At 46.6% G+C, this 12,075-nt stretch carries 10 protein-coding genes; 3 read left to right on the top strand and 7 right to left on the bottom strand.

Annotation, left to right across the window (positions count from 1 at the left end; all coding sequences use genetic code 11):
• Positions 1–75: 75 nt before the first annotated feature.
• Together LDX50_RS19275 and LDX50_RS30845 are read right to left on the bottom strand one after the other, a co-directional pair.
• Complete coding sequence (locus LDX50_RS19275) at positions 76–243, bottom strand: glycine zipper domain-containing protein (RefSeq protein WP_225697838.1); 168 nt, start codon at positions 241–243, stop codon at positions 76–78.
• A gap of 134 nt (positions 244–377) precedes the next feature.
• A complete protein-coding gene (locus LDX50_RS30845; RefSeq protein ID WP_255647353.1) occupies positions 378–500 on the bottom strand; it encodes a hypothetical protein in 123 nt (40 codons plus the stop codon).
• 130 nt (positions 501–630) lie between these two features.
• On the opposite strand from LDX50_RS30845, the gene LDX50_RS19280 reads away from it, so the two are divergent.
• Both LDX50_RS19280 and LDX50_RS19285 read left to right on the top strand, forming a co-directional pair.
• The gene (locus LDX50_RS19280; protein WP_225697839.1) at positions 631–2,538 is read left to right on the top strand and encodes a T9SS type A sorting domain-containing protein; all 1,908 of its coding nucleotides are present in this window, start codon (positions 631–633) and stop codon (positions 2,536–2,538) included.
• 52 nt (positions 2,539–2,590) lie between these two features.
• Entirely contained in the window at positions 2,591–4,237 is a 1,647-nt protein-coding gene (locus LDX50_RS19285) for an ABC-F family ATP-binding cassette domain-containing protein (protein ID WP_225697840.1), read from the top strand.
• Here the strand turns inward: LDX50_RS19285 and LDX50_RS19290 are convergent.
• Positions 4,201–5,280 carry a glycosyltransferase family 4 protein gene (locus LDX50_RS19290; protein ID WP_225697841.1) on the bottom strand — a complete coding sequence of 360 codons (1,080 nt, stop codon included), beginning with the start codon at positions 5,278–5,280 and terminating at the stop codon, positions 4,201–4,203. The genes LDX50_RS19285 and LDX50_RS19290 overlap by 37 nt on opposite strands.
• 69 nt (positions 5,281–5,349) lie before the next feature.
• On the opposite strand from LDX50_RS19290, the gene LDX50_RS19295 reads away from it, so the two are divergent.
• Positions 5,350–5,826, top strand: coding sequence for a DUF4112 domain-containing protein (locus LDX50_RS19295; RefSeq protein WP_225697842.1), 477 nt, complete (start codon positions 5,350–5,352; stop codon positions 5,824–5,826).
• Positions 5,827–5,832: 6 nt separating this feature from the next.
• Here LDX50_RS19295 and LDX50_RS19300 read toward each other — a convergent pair whose 3' ends face one another.
• The 4 genes from LDX50_RS19300 to LDX50_RS19315 all read right to left on the bottom strand — a co-directional run bounded on the left by LDX50_RS19300 (position 5,833) and on the right by LDX50_RS19315 (position 12,012).
• On the bottom strand, positions 5,833–7,332 hold the full coding sequence (locus LDX50_RS19300; protein WP_225697843.1) for an aminotransferase class V-fold PLP-dependent enzyme: 1,500 nt from the start codon (positions 7,330–7,332) through the stop codon (positions 5,833–5,835).
• Between the two features lie 147 nt (positions 7,333–7,479).
• Entirely contained in the window at positions 7,480–7,716 is a 237-nt protein-coding gene (locus LDX50_RS19305) for a hypothetical protein (RefSeq protein WP_225697844.1), read from the bottom strand.
• A 63-nt stretch (positions 7,717–7,779) separates the two neighbouring features.
• The gene (locus tag LDX50_RS19310) at positions 7,780–8,757 is read right to left on the bottom strand and encodes an NAD(P)H-quinone oxidoreductase (protein ID WP_225697845.1); all 978 of its coding nucleotides are present in this window, start codon (positions 8,755–8,757) and stop codon (positions 7,780–7,782) included.
• Positions 8,758–12,012 (bottom strand): S41 family peptidase, encoded by a 3,255-nt coding sequence (locus LDX50_RS19315; RefSeq protein WP_225697846.1) that lies wholly within the window; start codon positions 12,010–12,012, stop codon positions 8,758–8,760.
• Between the last annotated feature and the right edge of the window lie 63 nt (positions 12,013–12,075).

The following is a 12,075-nucleotide window of genomic DNA, read 5'->3' on the forward strand; positions in this document are numbered from 1 at the left end:
AATCATGATTGGTTTTTGTAAATGACGGGACCCTGTGTTTTTGCTCGTAATCAAATTCATGCCGGATCTTATTGTCTACGATGCATCATCCCTTTTGCTCTGACTAAGTCGTGCTCCAATTCCTGCTCCCAATGCCACTCCTATGCCTATCCATGTTCCAATATTATCCAACGCAACACCTATCGCACTGCCAATCGCAATTCCAATGGCCATCCCAATTCCCATTTGTTTTTTGTCCCTCATAATATTGAAGTAAAGATCCCTATTATTCATTTTTCATCAAACCAACGGAATATACACAATACCCCTGTATTTTTAAATCGCACAAGGGGTTATCCTGGAAAAGAGAAGGTACTGATGAGAAAACAGATGGGTGGCTACTTACGGTCTGCCCAGCCGTTCAGGGTTTTAGAGCGGTCGAGCCATGGGGTTTCCTCAGGTGTTTCCTTGGGCCGTTTGCCAACAACAGACTGAATCCAGCGAATCAGTTTCTTAAGCATGTCTGTAGTAGTAGTCAATAGTACAAGTTATAACACATTTTACTATAAAAAGATCACGGTTTCACCTGAATTTTTTCTTCCGGTCATTTAACGGTAACAGGTTGTCCGCCCCAATCCCCACATTGTTCCTATGTGGAGAATACTAAATTTCCTGTTGCTCGTTAGCCACTCAATTTCAGCTCAAACTGCCTGGATCAATGAATTTCATTATGATAACGCCGGCATTGATGCGCAGGAATTCATAGAAGTCATTGCCGGGGATTCAATAGCCAATCTAACTTTGTACCTGTACAACGGCGTCAACGGCCTGCCCTACGACAGCGCACTCCTGGATACGTTGTCGTGGCACCCGGTATCACCGGGCTTCAAAGCGACAGTCTGGTTTAAGCCGGGCATACAAAACGGACCGGATGGGTTTGCACTCTCAACTCCTTCGGGAGTGCTCGATATTCTCAGCTACGAAGGCGATTTTACTGGTTTAGGGGGGCCGGCAGCCGGACTTATATTTGAAGCTGTTTTGGTGTCGGAAACGGGGACCTCACCCCTGTCCTATTCCATTCAACGAACTGGTCCGGGAAGCCGCGGACCGCATTTTACATGGAAGTTCCAGTCAAATGCCTCGCCCGGAACCTTGAACAAAGATCAATGGTTAACCTTCGCTCCAACGTTGGTTTCATTTGGAAGTGACACGCTTTTCTTTGGAATCGTCCCATTTGGCACGAGTTCGTCTGTTCAGTCGTATGACTTTACCGCAGTGAATATTTCTTCCGATGTGTCGGTTTATCCTCCCCTCGGATATGAGATCTCTTTGTTTCCGGATTTTGCTGAATCGCATACGTTCCTGCTGCCCCTGATTTTATCTGCAACGACCGATTGCCTTCCTTACCAGCGTATTTATGTGCGCTTCAAACCGCCTTCTCCGGACGGCCTTAGCTATGATGATTTTGTGGTTCATGAAACCCCGGGGATTACCTCGCTGCAAATCGCTGTCAGGGGAACCGAAGGAATTCCTGAACTCCCCAACATGTGGATCAATGAATTTCACTACGACAATGTAAGTACAGACACGCTTGAATTTGTCGAAATCGTAATCCAGTATCCTGAAAGATATGATCTTAGTAAAGTACGATTGTCTCTTTACAATGGATCCAGTGGGCTTATGTATCGTTCCCTCGACCTGAATGATGCATGGGCAGGAGAAAAGGATGACCCTGGATTTCAACTTTTTGTGTTTCCCATTTCAGGGATACAGAACGGATCACCTGATGGTATTGCACTTTCCTTTGGTGAGTTCACCAGTGAATTTATTTCCTATGAGGGTGCTTTTACAGCGTCTGAAGGACCGGCAGCGGGCATTAATTCCTCGCCGCTATTGCCAGAAGAAAGCGGCGAAACACCTCCTTTATCATCCATTCAACGTATTGGAAAAGGTGATCATGCCGATAGCTTTGAATGGATACTGGTGCCCGGCAATCATACCATGGGTGAAGTGAACCTGCAACAGATTCTTCCGATACATTTGCTCTCCTATAATTTGCGGCGCATTAATGATTCTTCGGTGGAAATATCCTGGCAAACAACCACTGGTCCTGAAAATTTTGGATTTGTCCTCGAGTCATCGGAATCCGGAATCATCTTTGATTCACTATCTTTTATTCCGGCCACATCGGGAGGTTTTTATTCTCAGACAATCTCTTTGGCTTCCAACCTTCAATATATTCGTATTCGTCAGCTTAGTTTTAAGGGTAACTATGAAATTCTGCTGACCGACCGTGTGCCTGAAATAACCCCTGGGAAAAATGCTTCCCTTCTGATCGGAAAGAACCGTTACATTCTGAATTATCCTGGCACCGAACCCGGAAACGTGGTGATTGCTTTGTTGAACAGCCAGGCGCAACACCTTCGAACCCTGCATGATCGAATTGAAACAAATGAATTGAACCTTACCCATTGGCTTGCCGGATTACCTGCAGGCATGTATCTCATCCGGGTACGAAGCGATCATGCAACACAGACGATCAGGTTTATTATAGACTAGGCAATGCTACTTCCCCAAAAAGAAGTACCTTTGCGCCTTTAATGGAGATTCTATGATTGCAGTAAACAACTTATCGTTACAGTTTGGAAAACGCGTCCTGTTTGATGAAGTAAACATCAAATTCACCCAGGGAAATTGCTATGGCGTTATCGGTGCCAATGGCGCGGGGAAATCAACTTTTTTGAAAATACTCTCCGGCGAACAGGATCCAAATCGTGGTAATGTGAGCCTGGAGCCAGGAAAACGCATGGCAGTGCTGCGACAGAATCACTTTGCATATGATGAATTTTCGGTAATTAATACGGTCATGATGGGTCATGAGCGGCTATGGCAGATCATTCAGGAGAAAGATGCACTTTATAGCAAGCCCGATTTCTCAGAAGCCGACGGTGTAAGGGCCTCCGAACTTGAAGGTGAATTTGCAGAGCTTGACGGTTGGAACGCCGAATCGGACGCAGCGGCATTACTGAGTGGTTTGGGGATCGATGAATCACTTCATTATACCGACATGAAGGAATTAAGCGGACATCAGAAAGTTCGTGTATTGCTGGCCCAGGCGTTGTTCGGAAATCCGGATGTGCTCATATTGGATGAACCTACCAACGACCTTGATATCCACACCGTAACCTGGCTGGAAAATTTCCTGCTGGATTTTAAAAATACTGTGATCGTAGTATCTCACGACCGTCACTTCCTGGACACCGTTTGTACCCATATTGTAGATATCGACTTCAAAGAAGTTCGTTTATTCACGGGTAACTATAGCTTCTGGTACGAATCAAGTCAGCTGGCCCTGCAGCAACGGTCATCTGCCAATAAGAAAGCTGAGGAAAAGAAAAAAGAACTACAGGAATTTATCGCTCGTTTCTCAGCCAATGCGTCAAAGTCGAAACAGGCAACCAGCAGAAAGAAATTGCTTGATAAGCTCAATGTGGAAGAAATTAAACCCTCTTCAAGAAAATATCCGGCCATCATCTTCACTCAGAACCGTACTGCAGGTGACCAAATTCTGCAGGTGGAAGGCCTTACGAAATTTGGGGAAGAAAAGCCCTATTTCAAAAACCTGGATATTATGGTTAACAAGGGTGATAAGATCGCCATTATTTCAAAAGACAGTCAGGCAACTTCGGCCTTTTACAAAATTCTTGCTGAAGAAATCAAGCCGGATGCGGGCTCATTCCGTTTCGGTCAAACCATTACAACAGCGTATCTGCCAAATGACAATGAAAAATACTTCCAGTCAAATCATAACCTGATGGACTGGTTGCGCCAATATGCGGATGGCGAAGAAGCCGATGATGTATATATCCGCGGTTTCCTCGGTAAAATGTTGTTTTCCGGGGAAGAGGTTTTCAAGAAATCCACTGTACTCAGCGGAGGTGAGAAAGTACGTTGCATGATCTCACGAATGATGCTGAAAGGAGCAAACTTCCTGATGCTTGATGAGCCTACAAACCACCTGGACCTGGAATCCATTCAGGCATTTAATAACGCGCTGGCCGATTTCCCGGGTACGGTCATATTCACATCACATGATCATACCTTTACCCAGTCGGTTGCCAACAGGATCATTGAGATCGGCCCGAACGGATACCTTGATAAACTGATGTCATTTGATGACTATATCAATGATGAAGCAATCGAGGAACAGCGAAAGACACTTTATTCATCAAGTAAACTGGAGAAGAGCCTTTCATAACCATCCAGGGTGTTTTCTATGGAAAAATCAAGACGGGCAGTTTTATAACCGCCTTCTGCGAGTTTTTCCTGTAATTCCGGGTTTTCGCGTAGCAGCACAATCTTTTCAACAAGCGCATCAATATCTCGGTCGTTGAAGAGCAGACCGTTGCGACCATCTTTTACCAGGTCAAGATTACCTGCCGCTGCAGTTGCTATCACAGGAACTTTCATGAACATACTTTCCAAAAGGGATTGCGAGAGACCCTCCATCGTTGATGCCAATATCATGATGTCAAAAATGAGATAATAAGGCAATATGTCTTTGGCAGGAAGCCTGCCCTCGAAAAATATACGGTGGCCTTTCTCTTTTAATTTTTGAATATCAAAACCCGGAATTTCCTCAACGCCTACAAAGATCATGGTTACAGGATCATCAATTTGTGCGAGGGCCTGCAGGATTTGCAACTGGTTCTTAAGTCGGGAAACACAACCGATCACAAAATCGTCCGGATTGATATTCAGCCTCCTGCGTATATTTTCGGCTGCGTTTGTATCCACAGTATCGTATTTGGAGGCAGGGGTTCCGTTATAAACCACCGAAATATTTTTCGCTTTGATACCATCAGAAATCAGTGAATCACGTATGCCGTCGCTTACGGCCACAAACCGGTCGGCACCCCATTGGTACAGCCAGCTTTGTGGCCCCCCGATACTTTTGGAAACCTGTCTCCGCGTGAAGACAAGTTTTGATTTCATGCCAAAAATTTTTTTGGCTATCAGGCTGGTGTATCTGTCGAGCGAAGACTGGGCATTGACAATATCAATATCATAGGTATCCGTGATACTCTTCAGGTTGCGGGCATTCCTGAAGTCCAGCTTACCCCTAAAGACCATCGGAATCACTGTTACAGGCGAGTCTTCAAAGTAACCGGCCAGCAGGGCATCTGCCGGGCATCCAACATAGACTGCATGTCCCCTTTCCGCCAATCCCCGGGCAAGGTACGTTATAGACAGGGTTGATCCGGCAATACCACCCTGGTAGGTCAGCAGCAGAATATTCATAGTGCGAAGATACAATATCCTGAAGATTCATTGATTGATCTGACACATTCAGGTATTTTTAACATGACCATGACAGAAAAAAGAGAAACCGCACTTAAGCGTATCGAAGCAGTTTCCAAATTAATGGATTCGCAATTTGAAATCCCGGGAACAGGTATACGGTTCGGACTGGATCCAATCCTCGGGCTAATACCCTTCGCCGGAAGTTTGATTGGTTATTTGGTGGGCGCATACCTGGTGATTGAAATGTACAAGAACGGTGCGAGCGGAAAACTGGCAATTAAAATGATCGGTAACGTAATACTTGATGCAATATTTGGATCCATTCCATATGTGGGAATCATACCAGATGTCTGGTACAAGGCGAATATTCGAAATTTAAAACTGCTTAAAGAACACTACCAGGAAGGTAAACATACCGGCAGCGGATTCGGAATTATCATAACAATACTTGCAATCACACTCCTTTTGATCGGTTTACTGGTGTACGGAGTTGTCGCACTCATCAGCCTCCTTTTCAGTTCGCTGGACTCACTAAATATGTAATGTTAATTAGTTACCGGTATGGATAGTTGTCGCCTGTTTCAACAGATTGTCGAAATCAAAACTTTCTGACCGAACGGGATAATCCTTGTGGAAGAATTCACCGCGATGTGCATCAAACTTATAGTCCAGTGACCATTCAGGTGCATTTGATGCAACCTGCTCGATGGCATCCAGAACAAAATTGAGTTCCTCATCGGTCATTGTAGGATGAAGTGATAGTCTCACCCATCCCGGCTTTTCGCTCAGATCACCCTGGTCAATTTTACAGGTAATCGCATCCGACACGTCTTTGGAGACATTCAGCAGTAAATGGCCATACGTACCCGCACAGGAACAGCCTCCCCTTACCTGAATACCGAAATGATCATTGAGCAACGCCACAACAAGATTATAATGAACTCCTTCAAGATAAAAGCTCACAACACCAAGCCGGTCTTCAGGGGCAACGGGCTGATCAGCCAAAATATGAAGTCCTTTAATTTTTCTGAGTCGCTGAAAAGTAGATTTCAGTAATTGCTCCTCCCTTTGGTGAATCGCTTCAATGGTCAATTCTTCTTTCAGCTTAATACAAAGCGCCGTCCGGATTGCCTGAAGAAAACCCGGAGTTCCACCGTCTTCACGAATCTCAATTTCATCAAAATAACTTCTCCCACCCCATGGGTTGGTCCATTTCACGGTACCCCCACCCGGCTGATCCGGAATAGTGTTATGATATAGTTCTTTATTGAAGATCAGAATTCCGGCACTTCCCGGTCCGCCCAGAAATTTATGTGGCGAAAAGAATATGGCATCAAGTCGCTCGTCAGGATTCTCGGGGTGCATATTTATCTCGTCATATGGCGCCGATGCTGCAAAATCAACAAAGCACCAGCCTCCATGGGCGTGCATCAGCCCTGCAAGTTGATGATAGGGTGTACGAATACCCGTAACATTGGAGCATGCCGTGAAGCATCCGATCTTTACAGGCCGGTCCTGATATTCATTCAACGCATCTTCCAGTTTCGCGGGATCAACCAGTAAGTTTTCATCCGGAGGAATCACCACCACATCAGCCATACATTCAATCCATGAAGTCTGGTTGGAGTGGTGCTCCATGTGAGTAATAAAGATTACCGGGCGTAATGAATCGGGAATATCACAATATTGAATTACCTGTTCAGGAAGACGAAGGCCCAGTATACGCTGTAATTTGGAAATGGCACCTGTCATACCTGTGCCGGTCGCAAGAATAACATCGTCTTGCGATGCATTCACATGACGCTTGATCTGATTTAACGCCTCATGGTAGGCCTGGGTCATGGTAGCGCCTGTGAAACTGGATTCGGAGTGGGTATTAGCCACATACGGACCGAAATGATGGGTCATCAGATCTTCGATGGGCTTGTACAATCTGCCGCCCGCGATCCAGTCGGCATAGATGATCTTCTTTTCACCGAAGGGGGTTTGAAATTTATGATCAATACCTACTATCTCCTGGCGTATGTTCTCAAGGTTGCCCATCTCCATTCATTCAATGTAACTGTTGCAAAGATATTAAATTTTGAACCTGTATGTCCTTAAATAAGCAATAAATGCACTTCTCGTCTGAACGATTCATACAGAAATACACCGATAAAACCGGTGTATTCCATGATTTTCAACTATGACTAATTGTTATCTGCTGCCCGTAAATAAGGCAAGACCCAGAAATACAAAAATGATCAAGTAGAGCACAAATATGATGGCTAACCAGATCAGGGTCGCTTTTGCCCAGTTCTTTTTGTTTTCGTTCGTATCACTGCCAAAGGCCCACACAAAGAGCATAATAATATTTACAACCGGGATTGAAGTGATCAGGATGGTGATGATCCAGTCCTGAATGGACATTACAGAGGTATTACGATTTTCCATTTTAGGTTGGTTTTTGGTTTAACTCAAATTCGGGAAAGAACAATTCAAATCAAAATCTTAGAATTAATTCATTTCTAAAACGATCTTACCCATATGTTCCGATGTCTCCATGAGTTTATGTGCAGACAGAGCATTACCGAACGAAAATGTGCGAAAAACCACCGGTTTAATGGATCCGTCGGCCATCAGCGGCCAGATATTCGATTCCAGCTCTTCAGCAATCCGTTGCTTGAACTCCGGCGAACGAACCCTCAGCGTCGAACCCGTTATCGTAAGCCGTTTTACCATCACCCGCATCAGATCCACCTCTGCCTGACGACCGTTCATCGCATTGATAATGATAAGCCGTCCCTCTTCACGCAAACAGTTCAGGTTTTTCGGTGTATAATCCCCTCCGATCATATCAAGAATTATATCAACGCCTCCGAATTCCTCACGAATGACCGATTCAAAATCCTCGGTCCTGTAGTTAATTGATCTGTCTGCTCCAAGCCGCTTGCAAAAAGCACATTTTTCATCCGTACCTGCGGTAATGATTATTTTCCCTCCCATAGTGCTGATCATCTGAATGGCTGCCACACCAATGCCTGATGAACCTCCATGGACGAGCACAGTTTCGCCTTTTTGAAAATGGCCTCGCTGAAATATATTGGCCCACACCGTGAAAAACGTTTCAGGAACCGATGCCGCCTGTATGAAATCCCAGTTGGCTGGAACGGGCAAGCACTGACCCGATGGAACTGTGACATATTCTGCATAACCCCCTCCTGCCAGCAATGCGCAGACACGGTCACCCACTTTCCAGCGAGGGGCATCCTTACCCACCATATCAACCACTCCAGCCACTTCAAGGCCGGGAATGTCTGCCGGAACACCTGGGGGAGCCGGATAACGCCCTTGCCGCTGAATAACATCCGGTCGGTTTACTCCGGCCGCGTATACCCTGATCCTAACCTCCCCCGGGCCGGGATCTGGCAGAGGTGCATCCCGAAGTTCGAGAACATCCGGGCCTCCCGGCTCAGAAATTACAACCGCTTTCATTTATTCCTTCATACCTTCGGGACGGCGCCATTTTACCGGAGCCGGAGGTTCCGGCTTCAGCTGGAATTCATTATTTTCCAATAGACGAAGAGCCTCTTCAACCGCTTTTTCCAACTGGGGATCGTGGCCTTCCAGAATGCGCTTCGGATCCTGAATAACTTCAATATCCGGACTTACCCCAACACCTTCCACAGCCCATTTTCCATCTGCGTCGTAGAAACCGCCGCGGGGTGCAACCATGCGGCCGCCATCTATGAAGAGTGGAGTATCCCATGTGCCTACAAGTCCGCCCCAGGTGCGTGTACCCACCAAAGGGCCGATTTCAGCCTCTTTAAACATGTAGGGCAAAAGGTCCCCCCCGGAACCGGCGCGCTCATTGATGATCATTACCTTTGGTCCCCAAATACCCGCCATTGGGGTGGTCCATGGCCGGTTATCATTTGCCTTGCTGTTGAAGAAGCCAAAAAGCTTACGGTTCATCACATCGATCATATAGTCTGCCGCGGATCCCCCTCCATTGTTGCGCTCATCAATCACAGCACCTTTTTTATCCTGCTGCGCAAAATAATACCGGTTGAAATAGGTGAATCCGGGACCACTGGTGTTTGGCACATACACATATGCAAGCTTTCCACCGGAAAGCTCATCAACCTTGCGACGGTTACCTTCCACCCAATCCATACCACGAAGCATTGATTCATTGGCAACAGGAACCACCAGTGATTCCCTGGCTCCGTTCATAGCGGGGTTGGAATTTGTCGTTATGGTCACCGCCCGACCTGCGGTTTGCTCAAACAGACTGTACGGGTTCATCGGGGCCCGCAGTTCAATTCCATTTACTGCCAGCAGATAATCACCCTCTTTCACCCCAATGCCCGGAACACCCAAAGGCGCAGTTAAATTAGGGTTCCATGTCTCTCCATCATAAATCTTTGCAATCCGGTAATATCCGTCCACCACTGCAAAGTCACACCCCAGTAAACCCACAGGAACGAACTCTGTATCAGGCATATCCCCACCGCGTACATAGGAATGCCCGATGGACACCTCACCGCTCATGATATCCACAACATAATTCAGGTCACTGCGATGACGAACGTGATCGATCCATGGTGAATACCACGCGTAAATCTTATCCCAGGGTGCCCCATGAACGTTATTCACATACAGGAAATCACGCATATACCGCCAGCCTTCACGAAATATCTGATGATATTCCTGCTGCGGATCAACCCTGATGCGCGCATCCATTTTTAAGGTTCCGTTATCTGCCTTTCCTGTTGTCGGGATAATACTCCATGCGTTGCCCTTTCGGATCAGCATTTGTTTCCGATCGGCAGACACGACGCCGCTCTGTACGCCCGACTGGTAGTCTTCGGCTTTTTGTTTTTTCACATCATACCGATGAATGGTCAACCCGGGAGTATTGGGAACACTTTCTGCTACAAATACAACATGCTCCGGGCCTGCAACAAGTCCGGCATAGTTTCGGTCGGGAAGCTCCAGCGGGACTATACGTTGCTGAATACCGTCAACATCGATCACTACATTTACGCCCTTCTCTTCCGGAGCAGGTTCATCTGTCTTTTTCTTTGACTTTTCTTCCGGTTTCTTTTGGGGTTCTTCTGAAACCGTTTCCTCGTCACTTCTCGGAAGTGCCGGAGCTTTGCCATCCTTTGCTAAAACGATGCAGTATAAACTGCGTGTTACGGACGGGTCATAGCTGCTCATATCCAGCCAGCCCGACTGAAGACCATAGTTCGTACTGGCCAGTGTATACAGATAGGCCCCGCTCTCATCCCAAACAGGCGTAATTGCATCAGCCATTCCATCGGTGAGCTGATGGCGGGCACCCGTTGAGACATTGTAAACAAAAATAGCCTTGAAATGACTTTCCAGCTGTCGGGAATAGGCGATCCATTTGCTGTCGGGTGACCACACCGGATTCATGGCCCTGTTTGGATGGGCATAGCGATCTGTATCAGCGATTTTCATTGTCCCGCTTTGCAGGTCAACAATCCAAATATTATAGTCTGTATCCGTAAAGGCAATATATTTTCCGTCCGGTGACCAGTCGGGCTGGAAATAAAAAGTTGGATCAGGCATTTTAATTTCCCTCACATTGCCTCCATCCTGATCTGCCACCATGAGTGCATACTCTCCAGACTTATCCGAGAACCATGCTACTTTATCTCCTTTCGGTGACCATACTGGCGCACGATCCGCCACGCCCGGTGAATTGGTGAGGTTTCGCCAGGTCCCTTCCTCCTTAGGAAAAGTGAATATTTCTCCGCGTACCTCAAAGATTGCGCGCTTTCCGGTTGGAGATATTGCCGGATTGTTTAAATCGCCCGCTGAAACGGATTCCCATCGGGGGCGGGAAAAATTCATGTCCCCCCGAACATTAATCACCAGCTGCTGGGTATTTCCATTTGCCGGATCCAAAAGATGAAGGTATCCTCCTTGTTCATAGACAATTCCGTTCGGACCGGCATCAAGACTCTTAACATCAAATTGTTTATGAAAAGTGATTTGGGCTTCAGCTTTGGTAGCCGGATTGAATGACCAGATATTACTGGCATAGTCCCTTTCGGAAAGATAATATACTGAGCCATTATACCAGACAGGGTCAAGATGACGCTCTTGCGTTGGCTGAGGCGTTCGGATAAGGTCCATTGTTTCCATATCGACGATCCAGATCGGCATGGCCTGTCCGCCCCGGTAATTACGCCATTCAGGATCCCAGAAGGTAATGGGTACATAGGCAATATGTTTACCATCCGGCGACATTTCACCAAAGGCTGCCCTTGGAAGCCCCACGGGTTCCGGCATTCCACCCTTCCGGTTAACCTTAAAAAAAGTACTGGTCTGTGTAGGGTGCCCTACTCTGCCGGAACGGAACATTACCTCGCCATCCGGAGTCCATCCCTGCACAAAATCACCGCCCGGGTGCCAGGTAAGGCGCAGCGGGGTTCCTCCCTCCGATGGAATCACATAGACATCTGTGTTGCCATCATACTCTGCACTGAAAGCAATCCACTTTTCATCGGGAGAAAAGTGCGGCAACGATTCTGATCCTTCGTGACTCGTTAAACGAACGGCGTCTCCACCTGCTCGGGAAACTTTCCAAAGATCATCGGCATAAACAAATACAATGCTGTTGGCAGAAAGGGTTGGCTCCCGAAGAAGCTGGGTACCCTGCCCGTTAACAGGTAAAATCGAAATAAGAAATAGTAGAGTAAATAGGGTTCGCATAGGGTTCTGATTAGTGACAAATGAAAATAGTCATTAATTGGAAATAATCCCTTACCGATTATA

The organism is Fulvivirga sedimenti (assembly GCF_020328055.1).

What these genes read in the sequence shown, in the direction of transcription:
- LDX50_RS19280 (WP_225697839.1), top strand. Translation starts at nt 631, where the DNA reads ATGTGGAGAATACTAAATTTCCTGTTGCTCGTTAGCCACTCAATTTCA.
- LDX50_RS19315 (WP_225697846.1), bottom strand. Translation starts at nt 12,012, where the DNA reads ATGCGAACCCTATTTACTCTACTATTTCTTATTTCGATTTTACCTGTT.
- LDX50_RS19275 (WP_225697838.1), bottom strand. Translation starts at nt 243, where the DNA reads ATGAGGGACAAAAAACAAATGGGAATTGGGATGGCCATTGGAATTGCG.
- LDX50_RS19285 (WP_225697840.1), top strand. Translation starts at nt 2,591, where the DNA reads ATGATTGCAGTAAACAACTTATCGTTACAGTTTGGAAAACGCGTCCTG.
- LDX50_RS19310 (WP_225697845.1), bottom strand. Translation starts at nt 8,757, where the DNA reads ATGAAAGCGGTTGTAATTTCTGAGCCGGGAGGCCCGGATGTTCTCGAA.
- LDX50_RS19295 (WP_225697842.1), top strand. Translation starts at nt 5,350, where the DNA reads ATGACAGAAAAAAGAGAAACCGCACTTAAGCGTATCGAAGCAGTTTCC.
- LDX50_RS30845 (WP_255647353.1), bottom strand. Translation starts at nt 500, where the DNA reads ATGCTTAAGAAACTGATTCGCTGGATTCAGTCTGTTGTTGGCAAACGG.
- LDX50_RS19305 (WP_225697844.1), bottom strand. Translation starts at nt 7,716, where the DNA reads ATGGAAAATCGTAATACCTCTGTAATGTCCATTCAGGACTGGATCATC.
- LDX50_RS19300 (WP_225697843.1), bottom strand. Translation starts at nt 7,332, where the DNA reads ATGGAGATGGGCAACCTTGAGAACATACGCCAGGAGATAGTAGGTATT.
- LDX50_RS19290 (WP_225697841.1), bottom strand. Translation starts at nt 5,280, where the DNA reads ATGAATATTCTGCTGCTGACCTACCAGGGTGGTATTGCCGGATCAACC.